Origin of the sequence: Paraburkholderia sp. MM6662-R1 (genome assembly GCF_050436245.1) — a bacterium.
GTDB classification, from domain to species: domain Bacteria; phylum Pseudomonadota; class Gammaproteobacteria; order Burkholderiales; family Burkholderiaceae; genus Paraburkholderia; species Paraburkholderia tuberum.
This window is the reverse complement of the sequence record NZ_JBNDLV010000004.1, coordinates 163,570-180,730: the sequence shown is the minus strand read 5'-3', so window position 1 is coordinate 180,730 and position 17,161 is coordinate 163,570. Positions and strand designations below refer to the sequence as shown.

Sequence of the window (17,161 nt, the reverse complement as noted above, 5' to 3'; positions counted from 1 at the left end):
ACCGCGACCAAGGCACTTCTTGCCTGTTTGGCCTAGCCGATATCGATCGTGCGACTCGTGGATCGCGCCGGCTCCGATTTCGGCACGGTCAACGTGAGCACACCGTTATCAAATTTTGCCAATGCGTGATCGGGGTCGGCGTTTTCCGGCATCGGAATCGTGCGAATGAAGCTTCCATAGGCGCGCTCGAGCCGGTAGCAGCCGTCTTCCTCGCTGCGCACGTCCTGTTTCTTTTCGCCGCGCAACACGATCGCCCCGTCCTCGACGCTCACACTCAGGTCTTCGCGCTCCATCCCGGGCAGCTCGGCGGTCACGCGCAACACCTTCCCTTCGTCGACCACGTCGATGCGCGGCTGGAAGCGCGATGAACTGAAGTCGCCAAACCATCGTTCGAGCGCGCCGCGACCTGCAAACGGGTCATGGAAGAACTCTTCCAAAGCACGCCACGGTTCGCGTGCGAACAGCCGCGGAATGTCAGGCCACGGGGCACGCCACTGTTCGTTCGCCGGGGGGCTTTCCGGGCTGTCCGCATCGGACTTGCGGGCCGCCCCGCGTAGGAACTTGAAGGGATTCCACTTTTTCGGATCCGTATTCATCGTATCCTCCTCTACAGTCTGGCCGGAGAACTGGATTCCAGTCATTGCGCTGAAGTCACGACTCTGCCCTCGGCATTCCGGACTGCATCTGCGGAATGCCGTCACGGCCGCCTCGCGATCCGCGGCGCGTCCTGAGCTCACGTACCGGCACCGCGCCGTATGCTGAGCGTGCGTCCGCGCCAGCATTCATGTATGACGTCCGCATCCAGGCCTCCGCAGTCAGTAGGTGGCGGCCGGACGACCGCCACCGGTTTTCTCCCTGTCGTTGCTGCCCACCTGCCGACTTCAGTCCGTCCGCACCTCGATCCGGCGCGGCCGGGCTTCGTCGCGGCGCGGTATGGTCAGCTTCAGCACGCCGTCTTTCAGGTTCGCATCGATTTTTGTTGCGTCGAAGTCAGCCCCAAGAGCGAACGCCCGCGCGAAATGCGGCTGGCGGATCTCCGCATGTTGCAGGCGCAGCCCCGCGGGCGTGGGCACCACCGCCTCGGCCTCGATGTACAGGTTGCCGTCGTGTACCTTCACTTCAAGGCGGTCCTTTGTAACGCCGGGCAGATCGGCCCACAGGGTGATGCCCTGGCTGTCCTCGAAGATGTCTACGGGCGGCGTTAGCGTGATCGGGCGTTGCGACTGCTCGTCTTCGCGACGGGCCACCGCAGTTTCGTCTTTCCTGGCAAGTTCTGTCGTGTCGTTCATGATGTCCTCCTCAGTTCTGCGACCGGTTTCATTGAACATTGATGGCCCGCGGCTTCGACGTCTCCCGCTTGCCGATGCTCACGGTCAGGCAACCATTGGTGTACTGCGCCGTGACCTTGTCAGGGTCCGCATGCTGCGGCAGTTCAATGACGCGCCGGAAGGTGCCGACGAACCGCTCCTGCGCATAAGTACGCAAGTCGTCGCCGGCCGCTTCCGGCTGTCCCGTCTGGCGCTCGCCGCTGATGGTCAGCAGCCCTTTGTCGATGGATACGTCGAGATGCGCCGGATCGATACCGGGCGCGAACGCAACGATCTCGATAGAGTCGTCGGTCGAACCGATGTTGACCTGCGGGAAGGCGCCCAGGCGCCCCGAGCGGATGCTGGACGGGAAACCGCCGAAGAGGCTCGCCATCTGCCGTTGCAGACGGTCGAACTCGCTGAAAAGGTCGGTCCCGAAGTAGAGATCACTCATGATCGTTTCCTCCTTGGATGCAGCAGGAAAACGAACCGGCATACGCGCTCCAGTCCGTCTGCCATGCTGCGGCAAACAAATCGAAACACGCAGCGCGCCGCCATGCTGGCGCGGCTGCCCGAGCGATATTCAAGATAGGACTGAAAACAGAAATTTCAAGTGGGCCATGGCGACTTTTTGTTCTTGAATTTGGATTGCCGCACCCCTACGTTCACGACACCCTGCAACACCATGCGAGGACACCATGGAATTCGAATACGATTGGCTCACTCTTGGGCGTCACCGTATCCGGTTGCGCTCAACAAAGGGGTTCCCGACCGAGACGATGCGCACGGCGGTCGAAGTCATCCGGCTGGCGATCGACAGCAACATGAGCGCCCGGGCGCGGCTGGTTGAAGTGGTGTTCCGGCAGGAGTCCGCTTACGAGATTGCTGTCGGCACCACGTTCGCCGATGACCGGCTATGCGCGCCCCAGCTGGAAGCGGCGATCGCGACGGTGCTGGGCCTGCAGCCCGCGCAGATCACTATTTTCGTGACCGTGGTCACCCAGGAAGAGGTCGATCTGCACTTTGGTGTCTACGAAAGGATGCTGGCTGAAAAGCTCGGCGTGGTGCCGCTGATCCAGTGACGTAGCGGCAGGCAAGGAGCGGGGGATCGGCAAGGGCGAACTGCGCGCCTGCCGGTGCGGACGGCGGCGGCGCCTTTGCTGCAATGCAATGAGGAGTATCCGACCGGATTCGGCCGCCCTCGTTGCGGAGCATCCTGCAGCCGGATGCGGGAGGGTCTCGAAGAGCGTGTCATATCCCTGATAGCGCATTCGAACGCAGATTGTTCGCCGCCTGGATTCGATCAATCGGCTTCCGGAACGGCGCGCCACAACTGATAAGACGCCCGATGCGTCAAATTTATGGCGAATGTCGACGATGTAGCCTACGTCGTCGAGGGTCCCCTTGTGGCCGGTCAGCCTCGCCGACTTCGCCCAAGGATGTTCAGCGCGCCATCAACGAGGGGCTCGACGACGCGCCGCACTTTATCAATATCGTGATCGGCGCCAATGCGCTCCAGGGCGCGTTGCCCTGCGCGGGGTCGTCTCTGTGGAGGACGTCGATGCCGCGATCTCCTACGGCCCAGGCCTGCGCTGGGCACTGCTCGGTCCGTTTCTCAATCTTCACGCTTCCGGAGGATCCGGTGGCAACACGCATGTGCTGCAGCATCTGGGTGCCGCCCAGCGTGAGTGGGCTAGAGACCTCGGCAAATATCCGGACACGGACGACTACATTGAGTCTATTGCGAGGGGCGTCGATGCTGAACTTCAGTCATACGATTTTTCAGAAATGCTTCGCCAGCGCGATCAAGCGCTGATCGAATTGCTGGAGGCGAAGCGAAATCTTTCTCAGATCCCGTAGCCGGACGATACCTGCGGGTGAGCGGGATCTGGATGCAGATATCTTTGGCACACATTGAATCTGCCATTATTGCGGCAGAAAAGATGCTACTCGTTGCGCGGTATGGCCGTTCCACTTTGATACCTGCCGTTTGAACCGCGACGACTTGACCGTCGGCAACGGGTCGTCTACGGAAATTCAGGATTCGGCGAAGGGATGGCGGTTCGGACGGACGCAAACGTCGTGTTCTGGACGGTAGCTTAAGTTGATGCTGCCCCCTCGGGGCGAAAAAAAGCCGACCGGGTTGCGGTCGGCTAAAGATTCTGGCTATTCCGAGGGCCGCGCCAGAACCTGAGAGAATTGCATTATGCCGCACTATGCCGCTCGTTGCCTCGAATCGCCACAACGACGGCAGCAGTCCCGCGCCGCGTCCTCGCTCTAGTCTCGGCCGCGCCGGGCCGCATCTACGGTGATTGGAGTGCGTTAACGAAGCAGCAAGGCACAAGGATGCGAGATGATCCGTGGACGAATTGCTGGAACACCTAGACACCGAAAAGTGATGCAGAACGCATCTCGGCCGGTGGCATGGGTCAGTGCTTGCCGCGACAATTCTGACTATGCGATGTAGTTGTTTCTGCGCGGATCATCGGACCGGGTTCGGCCAGATGCTGCCGGTCGCCCGACCACGAGCATGTCATTGGAGTGGCTGGGCTTACTCTGGAATCTGCCGGATGCCAGTGGAGCGATCGCGCAATGCATGGCGGCCCTAGCACGTAGATTGGCCGCCGCAATGCTTCAGGGTTAACTACCTTTGTGCGAGTCGGCCTGCTCCCTAGCCGAAGGAACGCTTCACGTACCAGCGCAGTTGTCCCAGCCCTGCGGATCATTGGGAGTGTGATACGTGACGGCAGAAAGGCGTATGGTCGCGCATTCTGTGAGCATCCCCATGGCTACTGTATACGAGCCCTTCAAACTGTCCGATTTCGAGGTGCAGCGCGCGCAGATCAAGCCGCTCATCAGCTCGCTTCGGTTCGCCAATACGCTCATTGATATGGTCTTCTATGACGTCACTGCTTTTCATCGCGCGATGAAACTCGACGGTTTGGACGTGACCATCCACGGCCCCTGTGACTTCGGCGCGCAGTTTGCTCGAGCGCTTCAAGAGGTCGACCTGAGCGCGTTAGCAAACCCAGAGGGTGCCATTGTAATCGTTGACGCCAGCACGACTCCTCACATCCAGTGCTTCTTCGATGTCTCCGAGTTCCTCCGCGCCAAAGACGGCGTGAGCCGTATTGACTCAATCTCGGTAAGTGGCGTGGGAAGCTCAGCCCTCGGATCTGCGGCCTTGGCGTGGAATGTTTCCCGCGCAATGGGAAAGCCCGTGGCAGGCATTGTTCCCGGCTACGGATTAGCTGACGTCGTCCAGCAGGCACTGGGTGGTTTCCTCGGGTTCGGAATTTTTACGTACTGGATGAAGCAGCCTCTTCAGAACACACTGGCGGTGTTGTCGCCGGGAGCCGCATCTGTAGGAAGGAGTCTGGTCGCGACCGTGCCGGGAGCGAAAACGGCCCCAACCGAGGCTCCAGTGTTCCAGCATGGCAGCGGCTCTTCTGACGTACTGCACTCCGTTCTGAAACACACCGACCACATCAGGACGCTGGTTGGACACAGTAAAGGAGCGCTCGTCATCGAGAACGCTATCGCGGACCTGGAGGAGGAAAAGCTGAGCCGTCTCAGGGTTCTGACCTTTGCATGCAGCATCGCTGAGCAGCCAGCTGTCGGCGAATATGAGCAATTCCTTGGCACTATCGACGCGCTGGGGCTGCTGGGCTCCGTCGGCAACCGCCCGGAGCACGCGGTCCCGACGTGGCATAGTACGAATACCGAAATGCCCTTCACGATGCACGTCGCAACGCTGGCGCAGCCTTAAGGACTCCCTTTTTGCTGCCGTCCGTTGTCGCACACTTTGTGGGCGGCTTAGGAATTCCACGGTTTGAAAAGCCCGCGTGGGAGTCAGGTAGCGAGCGCAATAGCGGCAAGCCGTGTCGAGCCCTAGCGCTCGCCGCGGCCTCACCCTGATGGTTGGCTGTCAGCATGAGCTCCATGCGATCTTCTAAGGATTCTCCACAGACACCATGGGCCAGGCCCGGTGTGCGGGCCCACAGCGGTTGGCGGTAAGTTAGCATCCGGTGCAGCGAGCGGCTGTTGTACCCCTGTGAGCAGCCGTAGACCTAGCGCCTAGCTAGTCGACAGAGCCGGGTGGCCCGCTACCGAAGTTAGTGGCAAAGTCATCGGCAAGGTGAACGGACTACGCAATGGAGGCTGACTATGAACCAGTCAAGTTCCGCTCAAAGGCGGGAGAAAATATCCTGCGAGGTGTCAGGCGAAAATTCGAAATACACGCTGCTTCACCTGCTGGACGTTGAAGACATACCGGGGCATTCGCTCGCACTCTATGAACTGCATCGCACCTTTCCCAAGGGCGCGTTGATGTTTGCTGGCGTAAGCGTCACGGAGCAATGGCTGCGCGGCACCGTGGACACCGTCGATGGCAACGGCACCGTCATCGGCTATGGGTTTTTACAACCTGGAAGGCGGCGACAAGATTCTCGGCAAGTTTGACGGGATCTCACAGTCTGCAACCGGCCAGTCCGTCGATGTCCGCACCGTCATAGGAAGCACGGTGCTCACCGGCGGCACGGGGAAGCTGCGTGGCATTTGCGGCATCCTTCACTTTATGACCAACACGGACGTCTCACAGAACCTAAATGAGAGTAAATGCGAGGGCGAGTACTGGATGCAAAAAGGCTAGTTCGGGCCTCACGGTGCCTTGCACGCGGCCCAGCGTAAAGCTCACTGATCAGAAGCCTCCGCTGAAGCTCAAGGAAATCTGGGCGATCAGCGAAAAGCTGAAGGCGGATACGACCTCGCGATGTTCAGTTCAATCTCCGGGGGGGGCACTACCTGAAATACGCCGTTACCACTTTATAACGTGCAACATGGAACCCTGACATAAGCTGAATGGAAAGTGTGAGGCGCATGTCGCCGCGCGAATAACGAGGGAGCATGTCATGAACCCGCTCGATGCAACGTTGCGCGCCGGCAGCGCCGTTGCAGTTCTTGCGTTGTCCGGCGCGCTGTCTGGTTGTTACTACGTACCGTACGGCTACTATCCAGGCTACGGGTATTACCCGGGCTATCCTGCTACCTATTCCACTGCCTATCCGAATGGCTATCCCGCCGTGCCGACGGCGGCCACGCAGCATGGCGTGCCCGTCGCGCCCGGGGACCCGTCGCAGCCGGCTCCGGCGCCAGAGGAATTCAACATGCCCGACGGCACGTCGCCCGACGGGCCGCCATCGACGTACGATTTCGCCCCCGCGCCCGCCTATGGCGCGCCGGCGTACTATCCAATCGCCTATCCACCGGCCTACCCCTACGCGTATCCATACCCGTACTACGGGTACTGGCCGGGCTACTACTGGTGGCCGTCGGTGTCGTTCGCCTTCTGGGGCGGGTGTTGCGGCGGTTACAGCCACTACCACTATGGCCATCACACCTACTGGGCCGCCCACGGCTACTGGGGCCATGGGTACTATGGAAACGGCTACTACAGCCACGCTTACTCGGGAAATGGACAGGGTGCGTGGAGCGGCAGTCACGCCAGCTGGGGAGGTGGTAGCTACGGCAGCAGCGCTTCGGGCGCCGGTCACGCGAACTGGGGCGGCGGTGGCGGCTGGGGCGGCGGTGGCGGTGGCGGTGGCGGTGGCGGCTGGGGCGGCGGCCGTTACTGGGGTGGCGGCGGCCACGGCCGATCGCATTGAACCGGGCGTGCGGCGCGCCGCGCGACGGGTATCGCGCGCGGCGAATGGCCGGAGCTGGGACGACGAACGCAATCCTTCCCCCCATCGAGTCGGAATTCGCGAGGGCTCAGCACCCTGACCACGAAGACCGGCCTTACCGACCTAGTCATGCTCGTAGCACGGGTTGTTCGGCCCCTGCTTTTCAAGTACTGTTAATCTTCGAGGAGACACCGCCATGCCTAACGACATCCTTCTCGTCAACGAACGCGGCTACATCGTCTACGCCGACCCTGCTACCGAACAGTTCAATGATTACCTGCTGGCCGAAGACGACAACTATCTCGCGTTCCTTCGCACCCACGCCAACATTTCTAAATCCAACCCGAGGCCGGATAAGCTGCGCAAGGAACATTCGAACTGGACTTGAACGACCGAGTATCAGGTCGGCAAGTGCCTTTCGCGCTGTTGGAACAACGTTTCATCGGTACATCGCGCGCACCGAATCCTTCAGATACTTCAGGTCCGAGCGTTCGTGGCCCACGCACCAGGAGGGATAGTCCACCGGCACGGTGAACATCTCGTCCTGCGAGAGCGTCGGCTCCTCTTTTCACGGCTGAAAACGGCCAGTACTTCCCGGCGCCGCCTCGAAGCGTCAATAGCCTTTCGTATAGAGCGTCAGATGGTTACTCACCGACGTTACACCCGGCACGCCCTTCGCCACTTCCGCGGCCTGCTGGATCTGAGGACCGTCCGACACGCTGCCTGATAATGTTACGACGCCGCCGCGCGCCTTGACGAATACGTTCGACACGTTGAAGTTGGGCGCTTTCGACAACGCCTTGCGTACATCCCGAGCCAGCTTCTTGTCCGCTGGCGTCGCCTTGCCTGAACTTGCAGCCGGACTCGAGCCCATCGGCATAGCGTTGCTGGCTTGCGCGTAGACGTTCGACGTCAACGTCACGCATCCCACGACGACGAGCAGATTCACGACGTTCCATGCTTTCATGATTGCCTCTCTCGTTCGGCCTGGCAGATGGTGAGTCAAAGATAGCCAACATTCCGCTTCTAACAAAGCTGCTTGCACGATTAAGGGAAAGCCCGTATCCAGACGCGCGTGCCCGCTGGCAGGCCGATCATCGGCGAGTTCGCGAATGAGCAGCCGCAGTATCGCTGGCGAGGCGTCACCGCAGATCCGAACGCGTGACGCATTGGAAGCCACCTCACCACGTGCACGATCAGCGTGCTGAAAGGTTACGCCTCAACGCGCTGCACGGAGGCGCCCGACTCCAGTACACATGGCAAGGAACGCTGAACGCCTCAACTGGCGCGTGTTTGCGCTCCAGCTAGCGCCCGTGTGGTTATGACGCTCGTAGTCTTTGTATCGGACGTTGAAGCTGAGTACTTCGAGGCAGGCCGTCAAGGCTCTCCTTTTGACCGTCGCGCGCGCCTTGTGTGGCGCATAGACATCCGCGTGAACGGCCGCTGTACTTTGGAAGTTGCTGTTGCGGTCTTTCCACGTCGAAGGGCAGAAGTTGCTCGCGTGCCGTTGATCGACGTCGGACAAAGATCGGCCAGAAGCGGCCGATCGATCAAGTGCGGTAGTGGCCATTCGAGTGTCGGCTCCAGTTAGCTTTGCGTCGTCTGGTTCGAATCCCCGGGGCTTTCCTGGTAGGAAAGTATGCGTCGGCGATCTGATTCAACACGTTGCCTTCTCGACATCGTTGCTCGACCGGTTTGTCAGGATGGCGCTCGTAATAATGTGAAAGAGATGATCCCCGCGTGGCGCGAATCCGGGTTGGCCGTCGAGCCAGCCGAGCGCCGACATCAGGGCGAACAGGTCGACCCCATCCATATCGGCGCGCGCCGTTCCCTCGGCCTGAGCACGGCGCAGTAGTCGCGCGCCCGCTGAACGCAGCGCTGTGCTCGAAGCGTGAAGCGCGGAGTCAGGGTCCGCGTGCGCGGTCGCGAACAAGGCGCAAATGCCGCTATAGCTACGAACGAATGCAACCCCTTCGCGAAACCAGGACACCAGCGCTTCGTCAGGCGGATTCGACGTTTCTAGTTTGGCTGCCTGCTGTATCAGTTCGTCCACGTTCATACGCAGCAACGCTTCGAACAAGGCTTCTCGTGTCGGGAAATGGCGAAACAGTGTGGCCAACCCGACGTCGGCCCGGCGGGCGATATCTCGCATGGACGCATCGGCGCCATGCTCGGTGACGACGTCACGCGCGACCGCAAGTAGATGGCTGTAATTTTTTCTGGCGTCGGCTCGCATAAATCGCCTTGACAAACGGATCGGTGATCCGTCTATAATGAATTCGTATCTGGATCAGTGATCCACAAGATACAGCACATTTGTGCAGATGGGAACCGAGACGCTGTCCGACACGACGAAAGGAGATGTCATGGGAAAGCTTGAGGGTAAGGTTGCAGTCATCACGGGGGGATCGAGCGGCATGGCGCTGGCGAGCGCCAAGCGGTTCGTCGAAGAAGGCGCCTATGTTTTCATCACGGGCCGCAGGCAGGAGGTGCTCGACGAAGCCGTCAAGCAGATTGGCCGGAACGTGACCGGCGTGCGCAGCGACGCGGCCAATCTCGACGACCTCGACCGCCTGTTCGATACAGTCAGGCGTGAAAAGGGCAAGATCGACATCCTGTTCGCGAGCGCTGGCATGGGCGAAGCCGTTCCACTGGGCGAGATTACCGAGCAGGACTTCGATGCGACCTTCGGCCTGAATACGCGCGGCACGCTGTTTACGGTTCAGAAGGCGTTGCCGTTGTTCAACGATGGCGGATCGATCTTCATGACCGGGTCGGTTGCTTCGGTGAAAGGTTTTCCTGGTTACGGCGTGTATGCGGCGAGCAAGGCGGCGTTGCGCTCATTCGCACGCACTTGGCTTAACGAACTGAAGGGCAGGAATATCCGGGTGAATGTGCTGAGCCCGGGACCGATCGCCACACCGATGCAGGACCAGGTTCTCACCGAGGAGGCGAAGCGGATGTTCGAATCCCTGATCCCGCGGGGAAAGATGGGTCGTCCTGAGGAAATTGCGACGGTCGCGCTGTTTCTTGCTTCAGATGATTCGAGCTTCGTGAATGGGGTGGAATTGTCTGTCGACGGCGGCTTCTCGGCTATCTGAAATCGCGCCGAAAAGCTGGATTGGTTTCGGTGATTGTCCAGCGGGTATTGTCACGTCTGCTCGCGCTGTTGTCGCTGCAAACGGCGTTGAAGGCGCTCGGCTCCGCGTGTCTGCTGTGGCTCGCGTGGCGCATCGCGCGCAGCGGGCCGCCTAACGCGGGCAACGCTCCCGCGCGCCCGGTTGCCAATAATCACCATGGATCCGTGGTTGATCAAAACGTCACCTGAATGGAGAGTTCGCATGAGCTATTCGATTATTGGTTTTGGCGCGGTAGGCCAGGCACTCGCTCGAGCGTTTGCAAGAAAGAACATCGACGTAACGGTCGCCAGCCGGCGCCCTCCCGAGACGTTGATGCAGCAGGCACGAGCGATCGGCCCTACCGTCGTCCCCAGGACGCTGCAGGATGCAATCGCGTCCGACACGATCTTCCTGGCGGTTCCTTTCTGGGAGCACCGCGAGGTCGCGAAGCAGATCAAGAGTTGGAAGGGCAAGACGGTCATCGACGCGACAAATGCTTACGGCGTTCCCGTCGAAGAGCTACAAGGGCTGCCGTCCTCCGCAGTTGTCGCTAAGGCGTTTACCGGGTCCAGGTTCGTCAAGGGTTTTAACCATCTGCCCGCCGCCGTTCTGGCCGCTGATCCGAGTGTGAATGGCGGCAGCCGCGTCGTGTTTCTGTCGAGCGATGACGAAAGTGCGGTGGCACCGGTCGCGGCTCTGGCTGAACAACTCGGTTTCGCGCCGATTGCGCTAGGACCGCTCAAGGATGGCGGTTCGCTCGTCCAGGCCAGGGGGAATACCTGGGCTCAACTGATCTTCAAGGATCTCGTCAAGTTCAAATAGCGGCGCGTCACGTCACGTCCGCCCAGCATTTCCGAGCGAGTCCAGCTACCGAACTCGAGCCTTCGGTAGGCGCGTGCGATGCTCACCAAGCAAAACAACACGAGCTCCCAGCTGAATATACTCAGCGCGCGAGCTCGTGTTGCGCGTGGCGCAATGGCCCATTCGACGGGAAAGCGCTTCCCATAGGGTTGCTGGTCTCTTCAGAACTATTCAGCTTCGCAACAAGAACTTTTGGGCTTGATGTCGCTAACATCCGGACTCGAACTCAACGCGGCCGTCAGGCGAGGCGAATATGATCGACGCAGGTAACACGAACGCAAGCTCACTCGACTCTGAACTTCCGTTTTCGTCCCTTGAATATCGGCAGCATCAAATGTTTCCGCGCCTTTCCAATGCGGAGATACGCAGTGCGAGCCGTTATGGCCGCCCGAAGTCGTTCAAGGCCGGCGATTCGATCTTCAGGACGGGGCGCATTGCAGAAGGGCTATTCATCTTGCTGCGCGGGAGTGTGCGGATCTATTCGTGCGACCCGCAAGGGCGTACCACGGTCGTGACAGACCATCATGACGGCCATTTCATGGCCGAAATGGCGCAACTCACCGGCAAGCCGTCGCTGGTGGACGCGATTGCCATGACTGACTGCGATACGCTCGTCCTGAACTCAGAGCAGTTGCGGGCGCTGATCATCGCGGACGCCCAGTTGGGCGAGCACATCACGCGCGCGTTGATCCTGAGGCGTCTCGGGCTCATCGAGCAGGGGCTCGGTCCCATTATCGTCGGCAAGGGCGACGACGCGAGGGTGGTCCGCCTGCAAGGCTTTTTGCGGCGCAATGCCTATCCGGCTGCGGTGATCGATGCACACAAGGATTCGGACGCCGTGCAGCTGCTCGCCGGCCTCACTTCGAAGGCCGACGATTTCCCGCTTGTTTTTTGCCCGGACGGGTCGGTCCTGAGGGCGCCCGACGAAGTGGAGCTCGCCACCCGGCTCGGCTTGGTGCCGACGTTCTGTGCGTCGCAGTGCTACGACATCGCTATCATCGGCGCGGGTCCAGCGGGCCTCGCGGCGGCCGTGTACGCGGCGTCGGAGGGGCTTTCGGTCGTGGTTTTCGATCGGCGCGCGCCAGGTGGTCAGGCCGGTGCGAGCGCACGTATCGAGAACTATCTTGGCTTTCCGACGGGCATATCGGGGCAAGCTCTTGCAGCACGCGCGTTTCAGCAGGCATTGAAATTTGGTGCTCACGTGGCCATTCCCACTGCGGTCGATCGGGTCGAGGGCGCGGCGGGCAACTTCGTGCTCGCGCTTTCCGATCGACAGCGCGTGCGTGCGCGGACAGTCGTGGTCGCGAGCGGAGCGGTGTATCGAAAGCCTTCCGTGACGGGCCTTGAGCGCTTCGAGGGCAGAGGGATCTACTATTGGGCGTCGCCCATCGAGGCGCGTCTCGTCAGCGGGAAAGACGTTGTGCTGATCGGTGGCGGTAACTCGGCTGGGCAGGCTGTCGTCTTTCTCGCCAACTTCGCGAAAAGCATACGCGTTTTGATACGTGGCCATAGTCTCGAAGCCACCATGTCCCGTTACCTGATAGACCGGCTCAGCGCTCTGCCAAACGTGTCGATCTGCGCACGATGCACGCTTGAATCACTGGAAGCGAGCGACGGTGGTCTTGAGCGAATTCGCGTCTTTCATCACGAACAGGGCAGTGAGCTCATTGAGATACAGCATCTTTTCCTGTTCATCGGCGCCGATCCAAAAACAGACTGGTTGACATCGATGGGCGTTCAACTGGATGAGCGCGGCTTTGTCGAAACGGGGCCGCCCGATGCGAACGCAGGCACTGAGCGCTTCCCACTCGAGACGAACGTGCCGGGGCTTTTCGCGATCGGCGACGTCCGATCAGGGGCGCCGAAGCGGGTGGCCGCAGCGGTAGGAGACGGCGCAGCGGTAGTCAGCCAGATTCATGCGTGGCTCGGTCGAGACGAAGCGCGCGTCAAGGCTTCTTGAGGCGCGCAATGAGCGGCATGACGCGCCAAACGCAATCGCTCCCCAAGTCAATGCTCAATGTGCGCCACGCTCGGGTTGAGGCGTCCACTCATGCTCTTCGCCAGGCACTTTGCCGAAGGTCTGCGCAGCCCGGGCTTGCCGCGCAGCCACAATTTTCTCGCGCGAACCAGACACGAAATTCCACTCGATGAAGCGTTCGCCCGGCAGGTGCGCGCCGCCGAGGAGCATCATGCGCGCGCCATGCGCGCTGGCGAGTTCGACCGTTGCACGCGGCTCCAGCACGGCCATCGTTGTCGGAGACAACGGCGTCCCGTCGATGGTCAGATCTCCGCCGACGAGATAGACGCCGCGCTCCTCGTGCTCTGCATCGAATGCAAGGCGACCGGGAGCCGCGAACTCGGCATAGACGTAGAGCGTCGGTGAAAAGACTTCGACCGGCGAAGTCTTCCCGAAAGCCGTGCCTGCGATCACATGTACGGTTGTCCCGTCGCGCGTGAATGTCGGCAGCGTATCGGCCGGATGATGAATGAACGCGGGCGCGGCGTCTTCGTGTTCGACAGGCAGCGCGACCCAGGTCTGAATGCCGTGGATCGCCTGTTCAACTGGCCGATCCTCCAGCAGCGTGCGTTCTGAATGGACGATGCCGCGACCGGCCGTCATCCAGTTCACGTCGCCGGGTACGATTTTCTGCCGGTAGCCGAGGCTGTCGTGATGCATGAACGAGCCTTCGAACTGGTACGTGACGGTCGCGAGGCCGATATGCGGATGCGGCAGCACATCCACGCCGCTGCCAGCGGGCAGCACGGCTGGCCCCATATGGTCGAAGAAAATGAATGGTCCGATGAGGCGCGCGGCACGGGCGGGAAGCACGCGCCGCACGATCAGGTTGCCGATGTCGCTTTCGCGTGGCGTGAGCAGAGCCTTGATCGTAGTGGGCATGATGAAGACCTTTCGTTAAGGGCCGACGTGGAGGCAAACCGTCATGGTTCGAGCAGCCGCAACAGCCGCAGCTCCTCGAAATCAAGTTCGGATTCGATGCGATGCAGGACCGCGTCGTCCACCTTGCCGTCGCGATGCAGGCCGAGCAATGCCTCGCGCGACACGCCAACGAGTTCGAGTTCGACACGCAGGAAGTGCGCACGGTGTTCGATTCGGTCCGCACCCAACTGGCATGCGCTTTCGTTCGCGGTGACGCGAATCCGGTATTCGGCTAGCAGCCGCTCGAACGTCGCGCGTTCGATGCCGGACGAGCGCTCGTCGATTTCCTCGAGCGCAGCGAGAGAGGCGCCGAACGCATGGGCGCGCGCCTCATGCTCGGACATGGAGTGACGGGCTGTCGGGCGCAGTTTCAGCAGCCGGATGAGCGGCGCGAGGCTGCCGCCCTGCACGACAAGCGTCGCGATGATCAGCAGAAATGTGCTGAAGACGATCAGGTCGCGGCCGGGGAAATTGTCTGGCAGCGCGATTGCGGCCGCCAGACTGACGACGCCGCGCATACCCGCCCAGCCGAGCACAACCGCTTCCTTGAAGCTCCACGGCTCGCGGCCCGAGCGTTTCGCGCGTATCTGGTCGGGCAGCCAGATCGCAGCGAACACCCATGCGAGGCGCGCAACGATGGCTGCCGCAGTTGCCGGCAACGCGACACGCAGCCCGGCCGTCAACACGGCCGATTCGTGATTCACCCGTGAGAGGAGTGCATGCAGTGTGAGGCCGATCAGGATGAAGACCAGCGCCTCGAGCACGAACACGACCGCTTCCCAGGTCGCCTTGGCTTTTATGCGCATATCGGCGTCGAATACCCGATGCTGGCGGATGCCGAGCACGAGACCGCAGGTCACGACGGACAGCACACCCGATCCGCCGACGGCCTCCGCGATACCGTAGCTGGCCCACGCCATAACGAAGGTCACGACGATGCCGAGCATCGGATCGCCCAGACGCGGCAGCACCCAACACATGGCCTGGCCGCACACGATGCCGACCGCGATGCCGATCAGGGTAAGCGTAAAGAACAGCACCGATCCGCTCGTGACCGTGATCGTCGCGGCTAGCGCTGCCGAGACCGCCATCTGATAGAGCAGCAGGCCCGACGCGTCGTTCACGAGGCTTTCGCCTTCCAGCACGGCCACGAGCCTGGCGGGTAGCGGGTGGCGCTGAAGGATCGCTTTGGCGGCGACCGCGTCGGGCGGCGAGACGATCGCACCGAGCGTGAAGCACGCCGCCCATGGCAGGTTCGGGTTGAAGGCATGCACGGCGACAGCCACGGCGACGGTGGTGAATGTCACGGCCCCGAGCACGAGCGAAACGATCGTGCCGATGCCGCGTTGGAATTCCTTCCACGCCGTATAGAACGAACTCGACATCAGCAGCGGCGGCAGCACGGCCGCGAGCAGCAGGTTCGGGTCCACGTCGGGTACGCGCCTGCCGGCGACTGCGATCACACAGCCGCCGAGCAGCAGAACGACGGCGGGCGGGATCGCGATGCGCTCCGCGAGCCACGTCAGGGCGCCCGCTCCGCAGATCAACAGCAGGAGGTAATGAAAAAACTCGACGTTGTTCATCCGCTAGAAGCCCGGGGATTGCACGTCGATCAGACCGTAGACGACCCCGGCGAGAGTACCGGCAAGCAGCGAAGGGATGTACGGATTCATGATGCGAGTCTTGGTTGGTGAACGTGGCGTGACAGGAACTACGCGAAAGGCTCGCGGAAAAAGTATAGGTTCGTCTGGATCAGGCAGAGTCTGATTAAGAATATTTAATCTCTGGCGCATGCGAGATATCCGTTCGATCGAGCTTTGGGTCGTGCGTGAGCGCGACGACGGCGCCGAATCGTGGCTAAAGCTTTTGCGCCTCGCTGGGCGCAAAGGCATTGCGGCTTCGTTTCAGAACTTTTCAGTTTGCGCCAAGGACTTCGGCCGCTTGCGTCATTAGAGTGCCTGCCTGCATGTGGCGCTATTCAGCGAGTTCTCGCGCCTCGCCGCATCGCTATCCATCTGAACACGCAAGGTCGTCGCCACGCCCGCGCGCGGCGATGCAACGACGGAGATTTAGCATGAACACCCAGCAAATCGATTCGACCAGGCCTTCGGCGTCCCGCCGCAGGCTGCTTTCGGCAAGTGCGGGCATGGCGGGCGCCGTGGCCGCCATGTCGAGCCTGTCCGCGAACGCAACCGCGTCCGTGACGGGCGGTTCGGCGCATACGCACGGCACCTCGCATCATCACGGCGGCAACTACGTGAGCGCGAAGGACGGCACGCAGATCTTCTTCAAGGACTGGGGCACGGGCATGCCGGTCGTCTTCTCGCACGGCTGGCCGCTCTCGGCTGACGCGTGGGACGCGCAGATGCTCTTCCTGGTGAATCAGGGCTACCGGGTGATCGCGCACGACCGCCGCGGCCATGGCCGTTCGGGCCAGCCGTCCGAGGGCAACGACATGAACACCTACGCCGACGATCTCGCGGCTGTGCTGGACGCGCTCGACGTGAAGGGCGCGATGCTCGTGGGCCATTTCACGGGCGGCGGCGAGGTGGCGCATTACATCGGCCGCCATGGCGAAAAGCGCGTGGCGAAGGCCGTGCTGATCGGCGCAGTGCCGCCGCAAATGGTCAAGTCTGCGAACAATCCGAACGGTCTGCCGATGTCGGTGTTCGACAACATCCGCGCCGGCGTGGCGGCGAACCGCTCGCAGTTCTATCTGGATCTGGCCACGCCGTTCTACGGCTTCAACCGCCCCGACGCGAAAGTCTCGCAGGGCCTCGTGCAGGACTTCTGGCGCCAGGGCATGGCCGGTTCGATCAAAGGCCAGTACGAGTGCATCAAGCAATTCTCTGAAGTCGACTACACCGACGACCTCAAGAAGATCAGCGTGCCCACGCTGATCCTGCACGGCGACGACGACCAGATCGTGCCGATCGACGATTCGGCGAAGCTCTCGGCGAAGATCGTCAAGAACGCGACGCTCAAGGTGTACAAGGGCGCGCCGCACGGCATGTGCAGCACGCACGTCGATCAGGTCAATGCGGACCTGCTCGCGTTCCTCAAGTCCTGAGGCGCTACGACGAGATCTGCCTGACGCGCCTGCGAGGCAACGCGCGTCTGTTCAGAACTCTTCAGCTTGTCACAAGGACTTTCAGGCGCGCGTCGCCTAAGCTCGATGCCAATCGCGACCACCATACCCCGCCGTGCGACGGGGTATGCGTGAGTGCCCAGTTTTGAGTGGCTTCGAAAAGGGAA

General features: G+C 61.3%; 19 protein-coding genes. 12 read left to right on the top strand and 7 right to left on the bottom strand.

From position 1 onward, the window contains the following. Positions 1-32: 32 nt before the first annotated feature. The 3 genes from OKW39_RS30610 to OKW39_RS30600 form a co-directional block, all read right to left on the bottom strand. The gene (locus OKW39_RS30610) at positions 33-596 is read right to left on the bottom strand and encodes an Hsp20/alpha crystallin family protein (RefSeq protein WP_429365538.1); all 564 of its coding nucleotides are present in this window, start codon (positions 594-596) and stop codon (positions 33-35) included. A gap of 285 nt (positions 597-881) precedes the next feature. Continuing rightward, a complete protein-coding gene (locus OKW39_RS30605; RefSeq protein ID WP_429333763.1) occupies positions 882-1,289 on the bottom strand; it encodes an Hsp20/alpha crystallin family protein in 408 nt (135 codons plus the stop codon). 28 nt (positions 1,290-1,317) lie between these two features. Beyond that, positions 1,318-1,761, bottom strand: coding sequence for an Hsp20/alpha crystallin family protein (locus OKW39_RS30600; RefSeq protein WP_429363899.1), 444 nt, complete (start codon positions 1,759-1,761; stop codon positions 1,318-1,320). A 244-nt stretch (positions 1,762-2,005) separates the two neighbouring features. On the opposite strand from OKW39_RS30600, the gene OKW39_RS30595 reads away from it, so the two are divergent. The 7 genes from OKW39_RS30595 (at position 2,006) to OKW39_RS30565 (ending at position 7,376) form a co-directional block, all read left to right on the top strand. Further along, a complete protein-coding gene (locus OKW39_RS30595) occupies positions 2,006-2,389 on the top strand; it encodes a hypothetical protein (RefSeq protein ID WP_090809669.1) in 384 nt (127 codons plus the stop codon). Between the two features lie 466 nt (positions 2,390-2,855). Beyond that, positions 2,856-3,167 (top strand): hypothetical protein, encoded by a 312-nt coding sequence (locus OKW39_RS30590; protein WP_429333766.1) that lies wholly within the window; start codon positions 2,856-2,858, stop codon positions 3,165-3,167. Positions 3,168-4,092: 925 nt separating this feature from the next. After that, positions 4,093-5,076: a hypothetical protein gene (locus OKW39_RS30585; RefSeq protein ID WP_429564367.1), complete on the top strand. Its 984-nt coding sequence runs from the start codon at positions 4,093-4,095 to the stop codon at positions 5,074-5,076. A 398-nt stretch (positions 5,077-5,474) separates the two neighbouring features. After that, entirely contained in the window at positions 5,475-5,768 is a 294-nt protein-coding gene (locus OKW39_RS30580) for a hypothetical protein (RefSeq protein WP_429564366.1), read from the top strand. Then, positions 5,695-5,958: a hypothetical protein gene (locus OKW39_RS30575; RefSeq protein WP_429564365.1), complete on the top strand. Its 264-nt coding sequence runs from the start codon at positions 5,695-5,697 to the stop codon at positions 5,956-5,958. The genes OKW39_RS30580 and OKW39_RS30575 overlap by 74 nt, the downstream gene beginning before the upstream one ends. A gap of 259 nt (positions 5,959-6,217) precedes the next feature. After that, positions 6,218-6,970 (top strand): hypothetical protein, encoded by a 753-nt coding sequence (locus OKW39_RS30570; protein ID WP_429564364.1) that lies wholly within the window; start codon positions 6,218-6,220, stop codon positions 6,968-6,970. A 214-nt stretch (positions 6,971-7,184) separates the two neighbouring features. Further along, positions 7,185-7,376 carry a hypothetical protein gene (locus OKW39_RS30565; RefSeq protein WP_429363890.1) on the top strand — a complete coding sequence of 64 codons (192 nt, stop codon included), beginning with the start codon at positions 7,185-7,187 and terminating at the stop codon, positions 7,374-7,376. Positions 7,377-7,601: 225 nt separating this feature from the next. On the opposite strand, the gene OKW39_RS30560 is transcribed toward OKW39_RS30565, so the two are convergent. Together OKW39_RS30560 and OKW39_RS30555 are read right to left on the bottom strand one after the other, a co-directional pair. Then, positions 7,602-7,955, bottom strand: coding sequence for a BON domain-containing protein (locus OKW39_RS30560; protein WP_184070392.1), 354 nt, complete (start codon positions 7,953-7,955; stop codon positions 7,602-7,604). Positions 7,956-8,645: 690 nt separating this feature from the next. Then, positions 8,646-9,224, bottom strand: a complete 579-nt coding sequence (locus OKW39_RS30555) for a TetR/AcrR family transcriptional regulator (protein ID WP_090809671.1) — start codon at positions 9,222-9,224, stop codon at positions 8,646-8,648. Positions 9,225-9,354: 130 nt separating this feature from the next. Here OKW39_RS30555 and OKW39_RS30550 point away from each other — a divergent pair, with 130 nt between their 5' ends. The 4 genes from OKW39_RS30550 (at position 9,355) to OKW39_RS30535 (ending at position 12,928) form a co-directional block, all read left to right on the top strand. Continuing rightward, positions 9,355-10,089, top strand: a complete 735-nt coding sequence (locus OKW39_RS30550) for an SDR family NAD(P)-dependent oxidoreductase (protein ID WP_090810503.1) — start codon at positions 9,355-9,357, stop codon at positions 10,087-10,089. 20 nt (positions 10,090-10,109) lie between these two features. Further along, the gene (locus OKW39_RS30545) at positions 10,110-10,316 is read left to right on the top strand and encodes a hypothetical protein (RefSeq protein ID WP_429564363.1); all 207 of its coding nucleotides are present in this window, start codon (positions 10,110-10,112) and stop codon (positions 10,314-10,316) included. Positions 10,317-10,329: 13 nt separating this feature from the next. Next, the gene (locus OKW39_RS30540; protein WP_429290569.1) at positions 10,330-10,929 is read left to right on the top strand and encodes an NADPH-dependent F420 reductase; all 600 of its coding nucleotides are present in this window, start codon (positions 10,330-10,332) and stop codon (positions 10,927-10,929) included. Between the two features lie 292 nt (positions 10,930-11,221). Then, positions 11,222-12,928, top strand: coding sequence for an FAD-dependent oxidoreductase (locus tag OKW39_RS30535; RefSeq protein ID WP_429564362.1), 1,707 nt, complete (start codon positions 11,222-11,224; stop codon positions 12,926-12,928). A gap of 54 nt (positions 12,929-12,982) precedes the next feature. Here the strand turns inward: OKW39_RS30535 and OKW39_RS30530 are convergent, their stop codons facing one another. Both OKW39_RS30530 and OKW39_RS30525 read right to left on the bottom strand, forming a co-directional pair. After that, positions 12,983-13,867: a pirin family protein gene (locus OKW39_RS30530; RefSeq protein WP_429564361.1), complete on the bottom strand. Its 885-nt coding sequence runs from the start codon at positions 13,865-13,867 to the stop codon at positions 12,983-12,985. A gap of 41 nt (positions 13,868-13,908) precedes the next feature. Then, positions 13,909-15,489: a cation:proton antiporter gene (locus OKW39_RS30525; RefSeq protein WP_429363884.1), complete on the bottom strand. Its 1,581-nt coding sequence runs from the start codon at positions 15,487-15,489 to the stop codon at positions 13,909-13,911. Positions 15,490-16,214: 725 nt separating this feature from the next. Here OKW39_RS30525 and OKW39_RS30520 point away from each other — a divergent pair. Then, entirely contained in the window at positions 16,215-16,976 is a 762-nt protein-coding gene (locus OKW39_RS30520) for an alpha/beta fold hydrolase (protein ID WP_429565463.1), read from the top strand. Positions 16,977-17,161 lie beyond the last annotated feature (185 nt).